This window comes from Streptomyces sp. NPDC008125 (assembly GCF_042957125.1).
Classification (GTDB): domain Bacteria; phylum Actinomycetota; class Actinomycetes; order Streptomycetales; family Streptomycetaceae; genus Streptomyces.
In genome coordinates this window covers 336,408-354,806 of the sequence record NZ_JBIBHR010000002.1, presented here as the reverse complement: position 1 = coordinate 354,806, position 18,399 = coordinate 336,408, and the positions used below count along the sequence as shown (strand labels likewise).

Below are 18,399 nucleotides of genomic sequence, written 5' to 3'. Positions count from 1 at the left end.
GAGGACTGTCAGGACGGTCAGACGGGCGCGATCTCGGCGAGCCGCGCGGCCAGGGTGTCGACGGACTGGAACGTCGCGCCCACCAACGCCACGTGCTTCCAGCGCAGTACGCCGTCCGGCCCGATGAGGAACACCGAGCGGCGCACCCCGATCCCGGGCGCCGCCACCCCGTACTGCCGGGCCACCGCCCGGTCCGCGTCGACCAGCAGCGGCATCCGCAGCCCCCTGACCCGGGCGAAGTTCTCGTGACTGTCCACACCCTGTGGACTGATTCCCCAGACCTCCGCCCCGAGCCCCTCGAAGACCTCCAGACCCGAGGAGTACGAGCAGAGCTGCCGGGTGCAGACGGTCGTGTTGTCACCCGGGTAGAAGGCCAGGATCAGTGCGCGACCCGGCGCACCCGCCCGGACGTAGTCGCGCCGTACGAACTCCTCACCCACGAGCGCGCCGCCGGAAAGAGTGAACTCCGGTGCGGGGGCGCCGATCTGAGGTCCTGATGCCATGATGTCTCCTTCGTCCGGGGAATGTTCCCGGCGAGGTGCCCGCCAGGACGACGTTCCTACGAGAATGTGCCCAGGTGCTCCGCACGAGCATGCTCCTCGTTAGGGCGAACCGTTCGACGGGCCGGTCCACGGCCCGGTCCACGACCCAGGAGGTGCGCGTGGCCCCGCAGATGCCCTCGGCGGCGGTGCTCGTCCTGCACGGCGGCCGGGCCCAGGGAACCGGACCGCCCCCGCCCGGTCTGCTCAACCTGCCCGGGCTCCGGATGTGGCCGTTCATCCGGTCCCTCGTCCGGGCGACCGGCGAACACCGGACCGGGGGTGCGGTGGGCCCCGTACTCGTACGCGGCGTGCGGTACGGCCACCGGGGGTGGAACGGCGAGCGCGACGACGCCTTCCACGACGCGGTACACGCTCTCGACGTGCTCCAGGACGAGGCCGGGGACCTGCCGGTGATCCTGCTCGGCCACTCCATGGGCGCCCGCGCCGCGCTGCGCGCGGGCGGCCACCCGCTGGTACGCGGGGTCGTCGGCCTCGCCCCCTGGTGCCCGCCCGGCGACCCGGTCACCCAGCTGTCCGGCCGTGACGTGGTGCTGCTGCACAGCACCCGCGACCGCGTCACCAGCCCGCAGGCGACCCAGTCCCTCGCCACCCGCGCCCGCCGCGCCGGAGCCCGTACCTGTCTGATCACCATGCGGAACAGCGATCACGCGATGATCCGCCGCGCCCCCGCCTGGCACCGCACCACGACCGAGCTCGTCACCGGCCTGCTCGGGCTGACCCCGGTGCCCCGGCCGGTCGCGGAGGTGCTGCGGCTCCCCGCCGGCGCTGAGGCGACGGCCGGAACGCTGGACTTCGACGGCCTCCCCGCACGCTGAGCGCCCCGGGGTGCCCGCCGTCCCCCGGATGCGGGGCCCCCGGGCGCGGCAGAGGATGGGGTTCCGGCCGGTGACGAGCGGGCGGGCCGGCGACGGCGACGGCGGGAGGTTCCGGTGCAGGGCAGATCCGACGAGGAACCGCCGTCCCCGCCCCCGGCCGACCCGAGCCGTCCCGCTGCCGGCGCCGACGTTCCCGTCCCCCCGGTCGACCTGGCGGCCGTCGCCGCCTTCGCCGACGGTTCCCCCGCCGGAGTGGCAGCCTTCGACACCCGCCTGCGGTACGTCTACGTGAACCCGGCCCTCGAAGAGTTCAACGGCCTCCCCGCCGCCGCCCACCTCGGCCGCACGGTCCAGGAGGTGCTGCCCCAGCTCGACGTGCGCGACCACATCATGCGGCTGGTGCTCCACGACGGGAAGCCCCGGGTGTCCGTCACCCGGGGCCAGTCCTGGGGGATCTCCCGCCACGAGGAGCGCTACTGGCAGGCCGCGTACCACCGGCTGGAGGAGAACGGCGAGCCGGTCGGGCTCGCCGTCATCCTGCTGGAGATGAGCGACACCAAGAACGAGGAACGGCAGCTCGAACGTGCCCGCAGGCACCTCACCCTCCTCGCCACCGCGGCCGTCAACATCGGCACCACGCTCGACATGGACACCACCTGCCAGGAACTCGCCCGCTTCGTCGTCCCCTCCCTCGCCGACTTCGCGGCCGTGGAGGTCTTCCCGCCCGAAGTCGGTCACTCCGTCCGGCAGGCGCCGGCGGGGATCGTGCGGATGCGGCGCGCCGGGTACGCCGCCGCCCCCGAGTTCGAGGCGGGGGCGTCGCTCTTCACCCATGCGGGCGAGTACATCGACTTCGAGGACGACGCGGTCGTCTCCCAGTGCCTGGCGGCCGGCCGGCCCCTCGTCAGGGACCTGGGCGAGAGCAGCGAGTGGGGACGCGCCGGGGCCACCGCAGAGCTGATCGCCGCCTACCGGGCCTCCGGCCTGCGCTACGCCCTCGTCGTCCCGCTCGCCGCCCGGGGGGTGTCGGTCGGGGTGCTGAGCCTGGTCCGCTCGGAGAGCTCGCCGCCCTTCGACGACGAGGACGTGCTCGTCGCGGGCGAACTCGCCAACCGGGCCGCCACCGACCTCGACCACGCCCGCCGCTACGCCCGGGAGCACACCATCGCCCGGGAGCTCCAGGCGTCACTGCTCTCCGAACCCCGGGGCGCCCACCCGCACGTGGAGGTCGCCACCCGCTACCTGCCCGCCGACCGGGGCGCGGTGGTCGGCGGCGACTGGTTCGACGTCGTACCGCTGCGCGACGGGCGCCACCTCAAGGCCATGGGCGACGTCATGGGCCACGGTGTCGAGGCGGCCGTCGCGATGAGCCACTACCGCTCGATGCTCCGGATGCTCGCCTGGGAGGACCTGCCCCCGCACCGCATCCTGGAACAGCTCGACAAGATGGTGCAGCGCTCCGGGGTGGACCGGGCCGCCACCTGTCTGCTCGCCGTCGTGGACCGCTACAACGGCTGGTGCGAAGTGGCGAGCGCGGGCCACCTGCCGCCCGTCTTCATCGACCCGGACGAACAGCGCTCCCGAGTGGTGGCCGTACGGCCCGGCCCGCCGCTCGGCACGGGCTTCGGCGGCTACCGCACCGAGGTGGTGCCCTGCCGCCCGGGAACGGTCCTCTTCATGTACACCGACGGGCTGGTGGAGCGCCGGGGCGAGGACATCGACGTCTCCGTGCGGCGGCTCGCCACCCTGACCATGCCGGAGAGCGGCGACCTGGAGGACCTGCTCGACGTGGTCCTGGACCGGTTCGCCCCGGGCGCCGACGACGACATCGCCGTGCTCGCCTCCCGCATCCGCGAGGACGTCGGCATCGACCATCTCGTGGACGGCCCCCGCCCGCCTTCGGGACCCCGCCTGCTCCAGGGCGGTGGCGACCCCCGGCTCTGATCACGGGTTCGTTCAGCCCAGCTCCAGGCTGGTGAGCCCGTAGACCCCCGCCCGGTCGAACTCCGGCACCGGCCCGGCATACATCCGGGCCGTCCCGAACGCCGGCGTCAGCCCCAGCTGCTCCGCGAGCCGCACCCCCACCGGGTTGATGTCGGGCACGTCCACCGCCACCGGCACGCCGGGCACGGTGGCCGCGAGGGCGCCGAGCAGCGCCGCCGCCACGTCCGGCGAAGGCGCGTACAGCGGGCCGACCCGGGAAGCGGCACGGCACGCCCGCACCACCCCGAACCCCTCGACCGCACCGTCCTCCTCCCGCACCACCGCGAGCGCCGTGCGATGCGGCGCGGTGATCCAGGCCCCGAGGAAGGCCTCGCGCGGCGCCGGGAAGAAGCGCCGGTCGTACGCCGCCAGCCGGTCGAACGGCACCGAGCGGGCATCCACCAGCCGCAGACCGGTCGGAAGCCGCGCCCCGGCCGCCGGGAACCCCTCGTACCGCGCGTTGCTCCACTCCGTGCGGAAGCCGGACCTGCGGTAGTTGGCCTGCTGGTCGGGCACTCCGTCGAGCCCGATGGTGCGCCCGCTCAGGCGCGCCGTACCGGCCCGCCAGGTGCGCAGCCCGTAACCCTGTCCGCGCAGGTGGGGGCGGGTGAGGTAGAAGCCGAGGAAGGCGTAGCCGGTGCCGTAGCGCACGACCGACACCGAGGTCACCGGCTCCCCGTCGAGCCGGCCGATGAGGAAGCCGCAGGGGTCCGCGGTGAAGAACGGGCCCTCGTCGGCGAGACCCGGGTTCCAGCCCTCCTCGTGGGCCCAGGCGGCCAGGGTGGGCATGTCGGCGGCGCCGGCGGTGGTGATCTCGAAGGTGGACACGGACCAGTCGTACCCCGCACGGGCGGGCGCACGGGGACGGTTTCGCCGGATTGCGGCCCCGGCGAGCCCGACTCGCCCCGGAAACTGCCCTAAGGAGTGGCGTGCGCGGACTGCTGTTTACGCCGCAGCTGGCGCACCACGACGGCGACCGCGGTGACCATCGGCAGCAGACCCGCGACGGAGTCGGCGACGAGCAGCTTGTCGGCCCCGCCGGTGGTCCGGCGCACCCGCTTGACCGCGCGGACGACGGCGAGGCTGCCGGTGCCGACCTTGATCAGCAGGCGCATCTTGGACGGACCCGCCGCGGCCGGCTCCCCGGACTTCCCGGACTCCTCGAAGCCGCCGGACCGCTCGTGCTTCCCGGATGTGTCGTGCTTCTGGGACTTCAGGGCCTTGTGGGACCTCTTTCCGGACATCTCGCGTCCCTCCTGTGGCACCGGCCCGGTCCCGTGCGCGCGGCCCGGACTCGTACCCGTTCCACGTAACCGGCCTTGTGGTCGGCCCGCAAACGCAGCCCGCCCCCCGCCTGCTTCCGGTGCGCCTCCGGCCTGGTGAGAGGCGTGCCGAGGGCTCGGGCGTGCGGTGATCCCGCCGCGGGGGCGGTCGCCAAGTCGCCCTGCGCGAGGCCTGGTTCCGGGCCGGAACATGACGTAGCCCCTCACGACGGGGGATGCGTGAAGGGCTACGTGTGCATTATGGCCCCGCCCCGGCCCTGGCGACAACTGACCGGTAGGTCAGCTCATTTCGACCGGCCGGTCGGTCGCCCGGTGTGCCGGGCGGGAGCGGTGGGGCGCGCGGAGGGTGGTTGCGCGAGTAACCCCGTACGGCCCAACGGGTGCGCGCGGGGGCGCGCGGGCGGCGGAGAAACCTTCGCTCCCCGAGACGGGAAAAACTGTCGCGGCTACGATAGAGCTGACTGATCTGGACACAAGTGTTCTGGGACCCACAGGTGTCCCCGGGGAGCGGACAGGCCGCCTCCCGGGTCTCGCCCCCCGGGTGGTCCCGGAAGAGGTGCTATGCCCCCGGAAGCCACACAGCACGTCGTCGACCGCCTGGACGACGACGACTACCCCGCGTACACGATGGGGAGGGCCGCCGAGATGATCGGCGCGACACCCGCCTTCCTGCGGGCGCTCGGAGACGCCCGGCTGATCACGCCCCTGCGGTCGGAGGGCGGCCACCGCCGCTACTCCCGCTACCAGCTCCGCGTCGCGGCCCGTGCCCGGGAGCTGGTGGACAGCGGAACGCCCGTCGAGGCGGCCTGCCGGATCGTGATCCTGGAGGACCAGCTCGAAGAGGCGCTCCGCCTCAACGAGGAGCTGCGCTCCGGCCGGAACGGACGGCGCTCGGACGGGTCCGGCGGGCCCCAGGGCCCCGAGGAGGCCGGCCACTCCTGAATATCTGCCGCCGCCGAAGCAGATTTACGGGCAATGTGCGGTGAGAATTTATGCCGCCCCGGGCGGAACGTAATTACGTACCGCCCTCTTTCGCTTGCATCGTGCTACGGTTGTTGAAGTTGCAGTTGTGGTTCCCAAGAACTTCACGCGCTCTTGCCGGTCGTACATCGGTGGGTGCGGTTTTGTATTTCCGGTATTCATCCCGGACGGGGTAATCATCACGGCGACGTTGGATACGCACAGTGCGTGTCCGCGGGTTATGCCCCCAAGGAGACTGACATGGCTACTGGAACCGTGAAGTGGTTCAACTCGGAAAAGGGCTTCGGCTTCATCGAGCAGGACGGTGGCGGCGCTGACGTCTTCGCCCACTACTCGAACATCGCCGCCCAGGGCTTCCGCGAGCTGCAGGAGGGCCAGAAGGTGAACTTCGACATCACCCAGGGCCAGAAGGGCCCGCAGGCCGAGAACATCACTCCTGCCTGATCTCGCGCAGACGTTCCACGCAGCTGGGGCCCGCACCTTGGGGTGCGGGCCCCGGCTCGTTGGCGTTTCCGGCCGTGCGGGATGATGTCCCTGGGGGCCGGATTTCTTATTCGCCTGTTCATCCGGCGTTTCTTGTTCTTCGACAGGAGTTCCGCTCCCGGTTCTCCTGTTCTCCGTATTTGTCCCGTTCATCGGCTCGTTCTTGCGATTCTGGGCGCCCTTTCGGTCGTCGCTCTTCACAGAGAATCCCTCGATACGTGCCCATCGAGGAAAGGTTCTCCATGAACCGCGATCGCACGCCCCGCTCGAACGACAGGTTTTCCCGCACCCGATCCGGTGGATCCTCCTCCGGCGGCTCCGGTTTCGGAGGCGGCGCGAGGTATTCCGGCGGGGGCCGTCCCGGCGGCTCCGGCGGCGGACCGCGCCGCTCCGGCGGCCAGGGCAGCCGCAGGCCCGCGGGCAGGAGCGAGTTCGCCCTGCCCGTCACGATCAACCCGGGCCTGCCGGCGGTCGAGACCTTCGAGGCGATGGAGCTGCCCGCGCCCCTGAAGGCGACCCTCGTCGCCGAGGGCGTCACCGTGCCGTTCCCCATCCAGGCGGCCACCCTCCCCAACTCGCTCGCCGGGCGCGACGTCCTCGGCCGCGGCCGTACCGGTTCCGGCAAGACGCTGGCCTTCGGCCTCGCCCTGCTGGCCCGTACGGAAGGCCGCCGCGCGGACGCCCGCCGGCCGCTCGCCCTGGTCCTCGTGCCCACCCGTGAGCTGGCGCAGCAGGTGACCGACGCGCTCACCCCGTACGCCCGGTCGCTGAAGCTGCGGCTCGCCACCGTCGTCGGCGGTATGTCGATCGGCCGGCAGGCCAGCGCGCTGCGCGGCGGTGCCGAAGTCGTCGTCGCCACGCCGGGACGGCTCAAGGACCTCATCGAGCGCGGCGACTGCAAGCTGGACCGGGTCACCATCACGGTGCTCGACGAGGCCGACCAGATGGCCGACATGGGCTTCATGCCGCAGGTCACCGAGCTGCTCGACCAGGTGAACCCGGAGGGGCAGCGGATGCTGTTCTCGGCGACCCTCGACAAGAACGTCGACCTGCTGGTCCGGCGCTACCTGCACGACCCGGTCGTGCACTCCGTCGACCCGGCCGCCGGTGCCGTCACCACGATGGAGCACCACGTGCTCTACGTGCAGGGCGCCGACAAGTACGCCACCACCACGGAGATCGCCGCCCGCGAAGGCCGCGTGATCATGTTCCTGGACACCAAGCACGCCGTGGACCGGCTCACCGACCACCTGCTGGCCAGCGGTGTCCGGGCCGCCGCGCTGCACGGCGGCAAGTCGCAGCCGCAGCGCACCCGCACCCTGGAGCGCTTCAAGACCGGGCATGTCACCGTGCTGGTCGCCACGAACGTCGCGGCGCGCGGCATCCACGTCGACAACCTCGACCTCGTGGTGAACGTCGACCCGCCGAGCGACCACAAGGACTACCTGCACCGGGGCGGCCGTACCGCGCGCGCCGGCGAGTCCGGCAGCGTCGTCACGCTGGTGCTGCCCAACCAGCGCCGTGAGATGACCCGCCTGATGCAGGACGCGGGCATCACCCCGCAGGTCGCCCAGGTCCGGTCCGGCGAGGCCGAGCTGAGCCGGATCACCGGCGCCCGGACCCCGTCCGGTGTCCCGGTCGTCATCACCAGCCCGCCGTCCGAGCGGCCGAAGTCCTCCGGCAAGTCGCGCGGCGGTGCCTTCATGGGCCGCGGCCGGGGCCCGGGGGCCGGTGCCCGCTCGGGCGGCGGCGCCGGCCGGGGCCGCCGCACCGACCTGGCGACGCCCGAGGCACGCGCCGCCGCCGCGGTGCGCCGCGCCAACCGCGCCGCGTAACCCGTACAGCGGGAGCGCCCCCGTCCCCGGTCCTTCGCGACCGGTGGGCGGGGGCGCTGTCGTGCGTACCACCGTCGGGTCTTCCGGGCGGGCGACACGTCCGAGGCCGTGTCCTGCGCCGTCAGGTCTTCCGGGCGGGGCCCGTGCCCGTGGCCTCGGCGTCCACGTGCGGCAGCAGGCGGTCCAGCCACCGGGGGGTCCACCAGGCGGCCCGGCCCAGCAGCGTCATCACGGCGGGCACCAGCAGCAGCCGTACGACCGTCGCGTCGACGAGCACGCTCGCGGCGAGGCCCAGGCCCAGCATCTTCACCACGATGTCGTCGCTGATCAGGAACGCCGCGAAAACGCTCACCATGATCAGCGCCGCGCAGGTGATGACCCGGGCGGTGATCTCCAGCGCGTGCGCGACGCTGCCCCGGGGGTCCCCGGTGCGCGACCAGGCCTCGTGGATGCGGGAGAGCAGGAAGATCTCGTAGTCCATGCTCAGCCCGAAGACGATCGCGAACATCATCATCGGGACGTAGCTCTCGATCGGCACGTCCCCCGACACGCCGAGCGCCGGACCGCCCCAGCCCCACTGGAAGACGGCGACCACCACCCCGTACGAGGCGGCGATCGAGAGCACGTTGAGCACCGCCGCCTTCACCGCGACGAGCAGCCCCCGGAAGACCACCAGGATCACCAGGAACGCCAGCCCGACGACGACCAGGATGATCAGCGGCAGCCGGCCGGCGACGATGTCCAGGAAGTCCACCTGGGCGGCGGTGGTGCCCGTGACGTAGGTCCGTGCCTGGTAGCCCGACACGGCCTTCGGCAGCACCGTGTCGGTGAGGTCGTCGGTGAGGGCGGTGGTCCGCTCGTCCTGCGGGGCGGCGACGGAGTACGCGGTCGCGGTCAGCACGTCCCCGTCCGAGGTGGCGGTGAGCTGCGTGATCTTCGAGGCGTCGGTCACCCCGGTGAGGGCCTGCTGCGCCTGGGAGGAGAGCGCCGCCCGGTCCGCCTGCGGCACGTCGCTCCGGTCGATCACCAGGGTCAGCGGGCCGTTGGAGCCGGGGCCGAAGGCGGAGGACATCAGGTCGTACGCCCGCCGGTCGGTGAACGACTCCGGGTCGGCGCCGTCGCCGATGTGCCCCAGCTGGATGAAGAACAACGGGAACGCCAGCACCGCCAGCACCACCACCCCGCCCACCAGGAACCACCACGGCCGCCGCTCCACCCGCTCCGCGTACCGGTGCCAGCCGCCGCGAGCGGTCCCGCCCGGCGCCGCGTCCGTCTCGGCGATCGGCCCGCGTACCCGGACGCGGTCGATGCGCCGGCCGATCAGCCCGAGCAGCGCGGGTACGAGGGTCAGCGCGCCGGTCACCGCGGTGACCACGGTGACCGCCGCCGCGAGCCCCAGCTTCCCGATGAAGCCGATGCCGGACACCCAGAGCCCGGAGAGCGCGATGATCACCGTGCACCCGGAGAGCAGTACCGCCCGCCCGCTGGTCGCGGCGGCGTTCCCGGCGGCGGTGGCCGGATCCTGGCCGTTCATGAGGTTCTGCCGGTGCCGGGTCACCAGGAAGAGCGCGTAGTCGATGCCGACCCCGATGCCGATCATCGTGGCGAGCGTCGGCGACACCGTGGCGAACGTCCACGAGGACGCCAGCAGCCCCAGCAGCGCCAGCCCGCACACCGCGCAGAACAACGCCGTGACCAGCGGAAGGAGCGCGGCCGGCAGGCTGCCGAAGCCGATCAGGAGGACGAGGATCGCCACGCCGAACCCGATCGCCTCGCTGGTGCGGTCGTCGGCCTCGGGGCGCGCCAGCTCGCCGAGCGGACCTCCGTACTCCACCTGCACCCCGGCCGCACGCAGCGGCTGCACCGCCTGGTCCACGCCGGGCAGGTAGCCCGAACCGAGCGTCGAGGGCTGCACGCCGAAACGGACCGTGATGAACGCCGTCCTGCCGTCCACGGAGAGCGGCCCCGTGTCCGGTGTCCCGGTGGGGGGCGGGGTCGGCCGGGTACCGGGCGGCGGCAGCGGGTTCTGCGCGGAGAGCACGTCCGGCAGCTTCTGGAGGCCGGCGACCGCCGAGGAGACCTGGCCGGAGAAGTCGGTGAGGGGCTTGTCCGCGTCGTGCAGGACGATCTGGCTGCTGTACCCCCCGGCGGACGGCGCGTGCGCCTTGAGGACGTCCAGCCCGTCCTGGGACTGCGTGCCGGGGAGCGAGAACTCGTCGGAGTAGTCACCGCCGTACGCGTGAACGAGCGCCTGGAGCCCCGCCAGCGCCACCACCCACACCACCAGCACGACCACGAAGTGCCGGGCGCACCACGCGCCGAGTCGGCGCAGCCCGCCGGTGGGGCGCTGCGCCCCGGCCTCACGGCGCGGAGGCGGAACGGACCTCGCGGCCGGTGACGACGGCATGGGACCTCCCGGTGGCCTCCTGGACGGCACTCCACGGCTCCACGGGGCTCCATGACTCCACGGCTCCATGGCTCTACGGGGCTCCATGGCTCTACGGGTCTCCACGGCTCCACGGGGCTCCATGGCTCCACGGGGCTCCATGGCGCTCCATGGCGCTTCATTCAATGCGTGTCCGGAGGGGGAGGCACGCGGGGGCGGGGGGAACGGGTGACGGCGGGCTCTACGGTCGGTTCATGACGATCAAGAAGAGCGCCCCCCGCCACCTCGGTGTCCCTGCCCCCGAGGCACGGTTGCGCTTCGAGGCGGAACCTCACGAGAGCGGTGGGCCGCGGCGCCGCCTGCTGATGGTCGACGACCGGCCTGCCTTCGAGCTCAGCTTCTACTGCGGAACATGTCCTTTCCTGTTCCGCCGGCTCGAAGGCGCGAACGAGAAGTTGTCCCTGGAGAGCGTGCAGGAACGGCTCGCGGCGGCACTGGACGACCCGGACGACGACGGCGTGATCGACGCGTTCGGCGCGCTGCTGCCGCAGGGCGAGTACCTCCCGCTGCTCCTGGACGTGGAACCCACGCTGGTCATCCCCGGCAAGGAGGGCGACTACTTCAGCGGCGAGCAGGTCGCGACGTGGGGCATCGACCAGTTCTGGGGCCTCCCGGAGTATCCGCACACCCCGTACTACCGGACCTTCGAGACCGCGGTCGACACGGAAGCCCACCTCTACGAGTTCATCGTGCCCATGGTTCCCCCGACCTGGAACGAGAGGGTCCGTGTCGAGGAGTACGTCGCGCTCATGGAGCGGGGGACGGCCCCGACGGCGGTGGCCGTCTCCACGCTGGACGTGTGCCGGCCCTCCCTCGGCCCGGCGGACGGCCCGTCCGCGCACTGGGGCCTGACCCACTTCCTCCTCGACGGCCACCACAAGGCCGAGGCCGCCGCCACGGCCCGCCGGCCACTGCGGCTCCTCTCCCTGCTGGCCCTGGGAGAGAGCCTGGCCGAAGCGGACGACACCGCCCGCCTGCCCGCCCTGCGCGCCCAGCCCCGATCGGCGCGCAGAACCGCGTAGCCGACGCGGCTCCGGCCGGTGGACGGCAGTTGAGGACGCCAGTTGAAGGCGCCAATTGAAGGCGCCGGTTGAAGGCGCCGGTTGAAGACGCGCCCCAGGTGGCCAACCGGAGGGTTCGGCCACCGGGGTGGGGCCACCCGGCGGGGGCCGGCCCCACCCCGGGTCTCCAGGCTGCCGGATGGGTGCGCGGCGATCCGTCAACCACCCTTCTGCCATGGCTACTTACCGGAACAACACCCTGCTGTCCGCACTCTCCGCCACCGCCGTCGCGGCGACCCTGACCTACGCCGTCACCCCGGTGGCCCACGCCGCCGCCGGGCCCGCGCGTACCGCCGCCGCCCCCGCCCCGGAGTGGCACCCCTGCTCCGGTGGGCTCGCCGGACAGGAGTGCGCGGACCTCCCCGTACCGCTGGACTACGCCCGCCCGGACGGCCCCGCCCTCACCCTGGCCGTCTCCCGGCTGCGCACCGACCGGCCCGGCGCCCGGCGCGGCACGCTGGTGGTGATCCCCGGCGGGCCCGGCAGCTCGGGCGTCCAGCGGCTGACGCAGAAGGGCGCGGCCCTGCGGGAGGCGACGGAGGGCCGCTACGACCTGGTCTCCCTCGACCCGCGCGGGGTCGGCGGCTCCACCAAGGCCGGCTGCGGACTCGCCGAGGACGACCGCATGCTCACGGCCCTGCGGTCCTGGCCGGCCGCCGACGGCTCGATCGACGAGAACATCGCCCGCTCCCGGCGTACCGCCGAAGCCTGCGCGCGCGACGGCGGTGCGGTGCTCGGCAGCTTCACCAGCGCCAACCAGGTCCGCGACCTCGACCGGTTCCGGCAGGCCCTCGGCGAACGGAAGATCTCGGCGTGGGGCGTCTCGTACGGGACGTACATCGGGGCCCAGTACGCGCAGGCATACCCCGAGCGGGTCGACCGGCTGGTGCTCGACAGCAGCGGCGACCCCGATCCGGCACGCGTCGAGCGCGGCTGGCTGGCGAACATGGCGCGCGGCGCCGCCGACCGCTTCCCCGACTTCGCCGCCTGGGCCTCCGACCCGGCCCGCGTGACGGACGGGCTGCGGCTCGCCGAACGCTCCGAGGACGTCGGCCCGCTGCTCCTGGACCTCGCCGCCCGCCTCGACCGGACCCCCCGGGAGTCCAGCGTCCCGGGCGCCCCGCTCACCGGGAACGGCCTGCGCCAGACGCTCCAGAACGCCCTGTACTCCGACAGCGCGTTCGCCGGGTTCGCCGCGCTGGTGCGGTCCGTACAGGACCCGCAGGCCGTACCCGTACTGCCGCCGGAGCTGGTCCACCCGCTGCCGGACCAGGACGCGGCGCTGATGGTCGCGGTCATCTGCAACGACGTGCGGTGGCCCGCCGACACCGACGCGTACCGCGAGGAGGTCGCCGCCGACCGGGAGCGGTACCCGCTCACCGCGGGGATGCCCGCCAACATCACCCCCTGCTCGTTCTGGCAGAACCAGCCGGCCCACGAGCCGACCACGCTCACCGCCGACGGTCCCTCGAACATCCTGATGATCCAGAGCCTCCGCGACCCCGCCACCCCGTACAGCGGCGCCCTGAAGATGCGCGCGGCGCTCGGCGCGAAGGCCCGCCTGGTCACCGTCGGGCACGGCGGCCACGGGATGTACCTCGGCAACGGCAACGCCTGCGGCGACCGGACGGTGAACACCTTCCTCACCACGGGACGGCGACCGGCGCGGGACGCGTACTGCGCGGACTGAGGCCTCACGGCTCTCGTGGGCGGGGGGACGGGCCTGCGGGCCTGCCGGCCTGCGGGCCTGCGGGCCCAGGGAACTGCGGGGCCCCGTCCGTCCCCCCGCCCGTCCCCTGCCCGGGCGGGGGGACGGGCGGGGGACGGACCTGCCGGGGTGCGTGTCCGTCCCCCGCCCGGGCGGCGGGCTCTTGCAGGATGCGAACGGTGGACAACCCCGGCACCCTCATCCTGATCATGGCCATGGCCGCCCTGGCACCGCTGCTCGCCGCCTCCGTCGCGCGGCTGCTCTCCGTACCCGTGGTGATCTTCGAGATCCTGCTGGGCATCCTGATCGGCCCGGACGTCCTGGACTGGGCCCACCACGACCAGGTGATCGACGCCCTCTCCGACCTGGGCCTGTCGATGCTGATCTTCCTGGCCGGATACGAGATCCGGTTCGCGGACGTCGGCGGCCCGGTGCTGCGGCGGGCGGGCGGCGCCTGGGTGATCTCGCTCGCCCTCGGGCTCGGCATCTCCCTGGCGCTCAACGGCGGTGACCTCGCCCGGAGCCTGGTCATCGGCACCGCCCTCACCAGCACCGCACTCGGCGCCGTCCTGCCGATCCTGCGCGACTCGGGGCGGCTGGAAGGCCGTTTCGGGAACGTGGTCACCGGATTCTGCGCGGTCGGCGAGTTCGGCCCGATCATCGCCATGGCCCTGCTCTTCAGCGGGCGCAGCCCGGGAGCGGCGAGCGTGGTGCTGGCCGTGTTCGCGGTGATGACGGCCGGCGCCGTCTGGTGGGCGTCCCGGCCCCGGCCGGCCTGGTTCGGCCGCCTCGTCGCCACCACCCTGCACAGCAGCGCCCAGTTCGCGGTGCGCTACGTGATGCTGCTGCTCGCCGCGATGCTCGGCCTCTCCGAACTCTTCGGCCTGGACACCCTCCTCGGCGCCTTCGCCGGGGGCATGCTGACCCGGCTCATCCTCACGGGCTCGGTGCCCGAGAGCAGTGGGGCGATCCTCTCCAAGGTCGAAGCCATCGGTTTCGGATTCCTCGTGCCGTTCTTCTACGTCGTCACCGGCATCGACTTCGACCTGCGGGCCCTCCTCGACGGCGGCCGACCCCTGGCCCTGCTCCCCGCCTTCCTGCTCCTCTTCCTGGTGGTGCGCGGCGGCCCCGTGTTCGCTCTCGCCCCACCCGACCTCTCCTCGGGCCCGGAGCGCGGGGCGCTCGCGCTGTACGCGGCGACCTGCCTGCCGCTCGTCGTCGCGATCACCACGATCGGCCTCGACGAGAAGGTGATCGGCACGGGGGAGGGCGCGGCGCTGGTCGGCGCCGCGATGGTCTCCGTCCTGGTGTTCCCGCTGCTGGCACCGTGGCTGCTGGAGCGGAAGGAGGGCTCGGACGCGGGGGCCGGGGGAGCCCGGGCGGAGCGGGGCGGGGAGGCGTGGTGAGGGGGGCCCGGGCGGGCCTCGCGGCCCGTTCCCCGTACAACCGCGCAGGTCACCGGGGTCGGGCGGGAACCGGCCCGCGACGTCACCCGGTTGCCCCGCTCTCCTGCGAAGTCCGGCGCGGCGACGCAGGGTGGACCCATGTGGTCCCGCCGATTGGCCGCAGGAGCCGTACTCCTGACGCTGGCCTTCCTGATACTCCGGGACGGCCCGGCCGTGCATGCTCCCTCCTCGGAGCGCGCCGCCGCCGTCGCCCCGGAGCGGATACGGGTGCCCGCCGAGCCCCGGATCGTCAGCCGCGCCGCCTGGCACGCCGACGAGACGATCGTGAAGGAGAAGGCGCAGTACACCGGGGCCGCCCGGGCCGTCTTCATCCACCACACGAACAACGGCAACCGGTACGACTGCGCCGACGCCCCCGAAATGCTGCGGGCCGTCCAGTCCGACCACGTCAACGACGAGGGCTGGGACGACATCGGCTACAACTTCGTCGTCGACCGCTGCGGGACCATCTACGAAGGCCGCGCGGGCGGAGTCACCCGCTCGGTGCGCGGCGCCCACACCAAGGGCTTCAACGCCGACACCGTCGGCATAGCCGCCCTCGGCACCTTCAGCGACCCGACCACCCCCGTACCGCAGCCCATGCTGGACGCCATCGAGCGCATCGCCGCCTGGAAACTGCGCCCCGGCACCGACCCGCATGGCATGGTCACGCTGGTCTCCACCAACAGCGAGAGCCTCTACCCCAAGGGCAACTCCGCCGACTTGAACGTCATTTCGGGCCACCGCGACAGCTACGGCACCGATTGCCCGGGCGACGCGCTGTACGCCAAACTCCCCGAAATCCGCGAGAAGACAGCCGCCCTCCGCAAGGCCGCCAGCGGAAGCGTGGACCTCCTCCCGGCGAAGGCCCGGGCGACGGGGAAGCGGACAGCGGGGCAGTGAGGGGCGCTTGCTGCTCCTCGCAGCCTTTCGCCCGCTCCTCCGTGTCTTTCAGTTCTTCGCCCGCTCCTCCGCGCTGCGCTCGACGCACAGCTCATTGCCCTCCGGATCGTGCAACGTCACCCACCCGGCACCGCCCGGCTTCCGGTGGTCCTCGTACAACGTGGCCCCGAGACCGACCAACCGGGCCACCTCCTCGTCCCGGGTACGGTCCTGGGGCTGAAGATCGAGGTGCAGCCGGTTCTTGACCGACTTCCGGTCCTCCACCGCGATGAACAGCAACGCGTGCGGCCCCGCCGCGACCGAAGCCTCGGGGTCCCCCGGAAAGTCGTCCTCGGCGAGCTTGCCGCCCAGGACGGCGGCCCAGAAACTCGCGAGGGTGTGCGGATCGGCGCAGTCGACGGTGATGTGGCGAATCGCAGAAGTCATGGGCCCACCCGATCACGGGAGAGGGCCGGTGCGCAGGGGTTTGTTACGTGTGGGGATGGTGCGGCCGGCTGCTCAGCGCGCCACGAACTGCGTAAGGATCGCCTGCACTTCGTAGATGTCGACGCCCTTCGTGAAGGTCTTCTGGATCGGCGCGGGCATCCCCGAGATCCAGATCTTCAACTCCGCGTCCAGATCGAACGTCCCGGCCGTCTCCACCGAGAAGTGCGTGATGCTGCGGTAGGGGACGGAGTGGTACTCCACCTTCTTCCCCGTGATCCCCTGCTTGTCGACCAGCAGCAGTCGGCGGTCGGTGAACAGAATGGTGTCCCTGATCAGCAGGAACGCTGCCTGGATCTGTTCGCCTGGGCCCATGAGACGGGCGTAGTCCTGCTGGGCGGTGGCCGGGTCGACGGTGTGGGCGTTGCCGAAGAAGGCCATGGGGGTCCCGGGGTGGTGGAGTTGGCGGGTGCGGGTGCGGGTGCGGGTGCGGGTGCGGGTGCGGGTGTCCGGGTGGCGGTCGGGCAGACCGAGGGGCGGCATTACGTGGCCGGTGAGCGGTTCCCGGTCGATGTTCTCAATGACGCTCGGCGGCGTCACACCATCCGGGACCCGTAAGCCGGCTGTGCCGTTGCGCCGCCCCTTGGCGGGCTCAGATGCGGTGGACCGTGTGCAGTGTCGTCGCGTAGGTGCCGGTTCCGTCGAGGAGGGAGGCGCCGCCCAGGTCGGACATGGTGGGGCCGTTGGCGGTCTTGCGGCTGGAGAGGAAGCGGCGCTTGCCCGTGGTGTCCGTGCCGAGGTGGATGCCGACGTGGTCGACGGTGGCGGTGACCGCGTCGTCGCCGGAGTCGGCGTTGAAGAGGAGCAGGTCGCCGGGCTGTAGTTGGGTTGCGGCGGGCGGGTTCGTGCCGTCCGTCCGGTCGATCCGGGTGCCGGGGGTGTCGTCGGCCATGTGGCGGGACTGGCGGGGGATGCGGGTTTTGGAGGTGTCCTCGCCCGCGGCCAGGGGGATGCCCAGGTGGTAGCCGTAGACCATGCGTACGTAGCCGGAGCAGTCGAGGTTGCCGGCCTGCTTCGTGGAGGGTCCCGTCCAGGTGCCGTCGGGGAAGGTCCAGCCGGTGTTCATGTACTCGTGGAAGTCCGCGCCTTCGTAGCGGTAGCCCTGCGGGTCCGGATAGCCGTAGCCGGCCTCGCCCATGACCTGCTTGCCGGTCGCCGGGGCGGTGGCCGTGGTCACGGCGGGGGCTCCCGGGAGGAAGGCGGCGGCGTGGGCCAGGACGTCGGGGGCGGGTGAGCCCGCCCAGCCGCGGATCGTCCGCTCCAGGGTGGAGGTCCAGGTGCCGTCGAAGGGCTCGGGGAGGACGCGTACCCAGGTGTCGTGGGTGACGGTCGGCGGTTGCTGCCAGGTCGCGGCGTCGATCTGGAAACGGCTCACGGAGAGGGTGACGGGCAGGTTGGTGCAGCCCTGGTTGGCCAGGGCGCGCAGGCCCACCCGGCCCTTGGGGAACGTGGTGTCCGTGACGTCCGCCGTCCAGGCGGTGGGCTCTGTGGTGGCCGTTCGCCATGCCTTGGCCCGGATGCGGGTGCCTTCGCGGAGGACTCGTATCGTCCAGTCGGTGCCGGCCGGGATTCCGGTGGCGAGGGTGGTGGCGGTGGCCAGCTGGGTGACCGTGTCCGCGACCTCCTTCTCCACGCGCAGCTCGACGGTGCCCGTGGTCAGGAAGGACAGCCTGGCCCGGTAGTTGTTGTGGGTGTCCTGGTAGCCGAAGGACAGGGCGTACGAGCACGCCTGGCCGGTGGGCACCTTGTCGAAGCGGGCGGTCGCGCGGACGTCGACGTCGGTGATCGCGTCGTCCCGCAGGGTGGCGTGGCGGCTCGCGTAGTCGGTGGTGAGCGCGAGAATGGCGGTGCCCGGGACGACCGCGTAGTCGGTGTCGACGGGGCCGAGCGTGGACCAACTGCCGCCGGCGGGCGAGGTTCCCCAGTACGCGCGGTCCGCGACCGGCAGCGTCTGGTCGGGGAGGGTGCGCCGGAAGTCGTCCACGAAGGGGCGCTTGTTCTCGGTGAAGGTGCGTGCGGGGCCGGTGAGGAGGGCGGTGCGCGCCCCCTTGGTCAGGACGGCGACCCGCTGGGAGCCGCAGGTGACCTCCAGGCGCTCGGGGGTCCCGGGCAGCACGCTCGTGGTGAGGGTGCCGAGGGAGACGGTGGTGTACCAGGCGGGGTCGAGCGGGCCGAGGGTGACGGAGGACCGGGGCGACGTGAGGGACGCGGCAGCCGCCGTCGGGGCCGACGCGGCCCCGGTCGACACGGCGGCCTCGGGTATCGACGTTCTGGACGAGGCGTCGGCAGCCGTTGTGCCGAGAGGGACGGAGGCGGCGGCACCGGCGAGAGCGGCAAGCATGGTGCGGCGGGACGTGGGTGACATGCGGCCATGATCGTATGAGGACACACGTCGGGGAACGGGGTGGCG

The 18,399-nt window shown here is 72.6% G+C and carries 16 protein-coding genes; 9 read left to right on the top strand and 7 right to left on the bottom strand.

The features are described 5' to 3' along the window. Window positions 1-17 precede the first annotated feature (17 nt). The gene (locus ACFZAX_RS04295; RefSeq protein ID WP_390958920.1) at window positions 18-503 is read right to left on the bottom strand and encodes a redoxin domain-containing protein; all 486 of its coding nucleotides are present in this window, start codon (window positions 501-503) and stop codon (window positions 18-20) included. A gap of 158 nt (window positions 504-661) precedes the next feature. On the opposite strand from ACFZAX_RS04295, the gene ACFZAX_RS04290 reads away from it, so the two are divergent. Continuing rightward, window positions 662-1,378 (top strand): serine aminopeptidase domain-containing protein, encoded by a 717-nt coding sequence (locus tag ACFZAX_RS04290; protein ID WP_390958918.1) that lies wholly within the window; start codon window positions 662-664, stop codon window positions 1,376-1,378. A gap of 210 nt (window positions 1,379-1,588) precedes the next feature. Then, window positions 1,589-3,322: a SpoIIE family protein phosphatase gene (locus ACFZAX_RS04285; protein ID WP_390959239.1), complete on the top strand. Its 1,734-nt coding sequence runs from the start codon at window positions 1,589-1,591 to the stop codon at window positions 3,320-3,322. 12 nt (window positions 3,323-3,334) lie between these two features. Here the strand turns inward: ACFZAX_RS04285 and ACFZAX_RS04280 are convergent, their stop codons facing one another. Together ACFZAX_RS04280 and ACFZAX_RS04275 are read right to left on the bottom strand one after the other, a co-directional pair. Next, entirely contained in the window at window positions 3,335-4,150 is an 816-nt protein-coding gene (locus tag ACFZAX_RS04280) for a GNAT family N-acetyltransferase (protein ID WP_390959237.1), read from the bottom strand. Window positions 4,151-4,278: 128 nt separating this feature from the next. Beyond that, window positions 4,279-4,605 carry a hypothetical protein gene (locus tag ACFZAX_RS04275; protein ID WP_390958916.1) on the bottom strand — a complete coding sequence of 109 codons (327 nt, stop codon included), beginning with the start codon at window positions 4,603-4,605 and terminating at the stop codon, window positions 4,279-4,281. A gap of 600 nt (window positions 4,606-5,205) precedes the next feature. On the opposite strand from ACFZAX_RS04275, the gene ACFZAX_RS04270 reads away from it, so the two are divergent. From ACFZAX_RS04270 to ACFZAX_RS04260, 3 genes are all read left to right on the top strand, one after another. Then, window positions 5,206-5,586, top strand: a complete 381-nt coding sequence (locus ACFZAX_RS04270) for a MerR family transcriptional regulator (RefSeq protein ID WP_390958914.1) — start codon at window positions 5,206-5,208, stop codon at window positions 5,584-5,586. Window positions 5,587-5,865: 279 nt separating this feature from the next. Next, a complete protein-coding gene (locus ACFZAX_RS04265; protein WP_266706811.1) occupies window positions 5,866-6,069 on the top strand; it encodes a cold-shock protein in 204 nt (67 codons plus the stop codon). A gap of 281 nt (window positions 6,070-6,350) precedes the next feature. Beyond that, a complete protein-coding gene (locus ACFZAX_RS04260) occupies window positions 6,351-7,943 on the top strand; it encodes a DEAD/DEAH box helicase (RefSeq protein WP_390958912.1) in 1,593 nt (530 codons plus the stop codon). 121 nt (window positions 7,944-8,064) lie between these two features. Here ACFZAX_RS04260 and ACFZAX_RS04255 read toward each other — a convergent pair whose 3' ends face one another. Then, window positions 8,065-10,350: an MMPL family transporter gene (locus tag ACFZAX_RS04255; RefSeq protein WP_390958911.1), complete on the bottom strand. Its 2,286-nt coding sequence runs from the start codon at window positions 10,348-10,350 to the stop codon at window positions 8,065-8,067. Window positions 10,351-10,583: 233 nt separating this feature from the next. On the opposite strand from ACFZAX_RS04255, the gene ACFZAX_RS04250 reads away from it, so the two are divergent. The 4 genes from ACFZAX_RS04250 to ACFZAX_RS04235 all read left to right on the top strand — a co-directional run bounded on the left by ACFZAX_RS04250 (window position 10,584) and on the right by ACFZAX_RS04235 (window position 15,506). Further along, window positions 10,584-11,411, top strand: a complete 828-nt coding sequence (locus ACFZAX_RS04250) for a hypothetical protein (protein WP_390958909.1) — start codon at window positions 10,584-10,586, stop codon at window positions 11,409-11,411. A gap of 214 nt (window positions 11,412-11,625) precedes the next feature. Further along, the gene (locus tag ACFZAX_RS04245) at window positions 11,626-13,140 is read left to right on the top strand and encodes an alpha/beta fold hydrolase (protein ID WP_390958907.1); all 1,515 of its coding nucleotides are present in this window, start codon (window positions 11,626-11,628) and stop codon (window positions 13,138-13,140) included. A 197-nt stretch (window positions 13,141-13,337) separates the two neighbouring features. After that, on the top strand, window positions 13,338-14,564 hold the full coding sequence (locus tag ACFZAX_RS04240) for a cation:proton antiporter (protein ID WP_390958905.1): 1,227 nt from the start codon (window positions 13,338-13,340) through the stop codon (window positions 14,562-14,564). A 138-nt stretch (window positions 14,565-14,702) separates the two neighbouring features. Next, window positions 14,703-15,506, top strand: coding sequence for an N-acetylmuramoyl-L-alanine amidase (locus ACFZAX_RS04235; RefSeq protein WP_390958904.1), 804 nt, complete (start codon window positions 14,703-14,705; stop codon window positions 15,504-15,506). 48 nt (window positions 15,507-15,554) lie between these two features. Here ACFZAX_RS04235 and ACFZAX_RS04230 read toward each other — a convergent pair whose 3' ends face one another. The 3 genes from ACFZAX_RS04230 to ACFZAX_RS04220 all read right to left on the bottom strand — a co-directional run bounded on the left by ACFZAX_RS04230 (window position 15,555) and on the right by ACFZAX_RS04220 (window position 18,354). Beyond that, window positions 15,555-15,932, bottom strand: a complete 378-nt coding sequence (locus ACFZAX_RS04230) for a VOC family protein (RefSeq protein WP_390958902.1) — start codon at window positions 15,930-15,932, stop codon at window positions 15,555-15,557. Window positions 15,933-16,004: 72 nt separating this feature from the next. Next, the gene (locus tag ACFZAX_RS04225; RefSeq protein ID WP_390959235.1) at window positions 16,005-16,370 is read right to left on the bottom strand and encodes a PH domain-containing protein; all 366 of its coding nucleotides are present in this window, start codon (window positions 16,368-16,370) and stop codon (window positions 16,005-16,007) included. A 211-nt stretch (window positions 16,371-16,581) separates the two neighbouring features. After that, window positions 16,582-18,354: an NlpC/P60 family protein gene (locus ACFZAX_RS04220; RefSeq protein ID WP_390958900.1), complete on the bottom strand. Its 1,773-nt coding sequence runs from the start codon at window positions 18,352-18,354 to the stop codon at window positions 16,582-16,584. Window positions 18,355-18,399: the final 45 nt, after the last annotated feature.

Bases quoted from the DNA above. Each gene is read 5' to 3' on its own strand.
- ACFZAX_RS04295 (WP_390958920.1), bottom strand. From the start codon at position 503: ATGGCATCAGGACCTCAGATCGGCGCCCCCGCACCGGAGTTCACTCTT.
- ACFZAX_RS04270 (WP_390958914.1), top strand. From the start codon at position 5,206: ATGCCCCCGGAAGCCACACAGCACGTCGTCGACCGCCTGGACGACGAC.
- ACFZAX_RS04230 (WP_390958902.1), bottom strand. From the start codon at position 15,932: ATGACTTCTGCGATTCGCCACATCACCGTCGACTGCGCCGATCCGCAC.
- ACFZAX_RS04265 (WP_266706811.1), top strand. From the start codon at position 5,866: ATGGCTACTGGAACCGTGAAGTGGTTCAACTCGGAAAAGGGCTTCGGC.
- ACFZAX_RS04220 (WP_390958900.1), bottom strand. From the start codon at position 18,354: ATGTCACCCACGTCCCGCCGCACCATGCTTGCCGCTCTCGCCGGTGCC.
- ACFZAX_RS04280 (WP_390959237.1), bottom strand. From the start codon at position 4,150: ATGCCCACCCTGGCCGCCTGGGCCCACGAGGAGGGCTGGAACCCGGGT.
- ACFZAX_RS04235 (WP_390958904.1), top strand. From the start codon at position 14,703: ATGTGGTCCCGCCGATTGGCCGCAGGAGCCGTACTCCTGACGCTGGCC.
- ACFZAX_RS04225 (WP_390959235.1), bottom strand. From the start codon at position 16,370: ATGGCCTTCTTCGGCAACGCCCACACCGTCGACCCGGCCACCGCCCAG.
- ACFZAX_RS04255 (WP_390958911.1), bottom strand. From the start codon at position 10,350: ATGCCGTCGTCACCGGCCGCGAGGTCCGTTCCGCCTCCGCGCCGTGAG.
- ACFZAX_RS04250 (WP_390958909.1), top strand. From the start codon at position 10,584: ATGACGATCAAGAAGAGCGCCCCCCGCCACCTCGGTGTCCCTGCCCCC.
- ACFZAX_RS04275 (WP_390958916.1), bottom strand. From the start codon at position 4,605: ATGTCCGGAAAGAGGTCCCACAAGGCCCTGAAGTCCCAGAAGCACGAC.
- ACFZAX_RS04260 (WP_390958912.1), top strand. From the start codon at position 6,351: ATGAACCGCGATCGCACGCCCCGCTCGAACGACAGGTTTTCCCGCACC.
- ACFZAX_RS04245 (WP_390958907.1), top strand. From the start codon at position 11,626: ATGGCTACTTACCGGAACAACACCCTGCTGTCCGCACTCTCCGCCACC.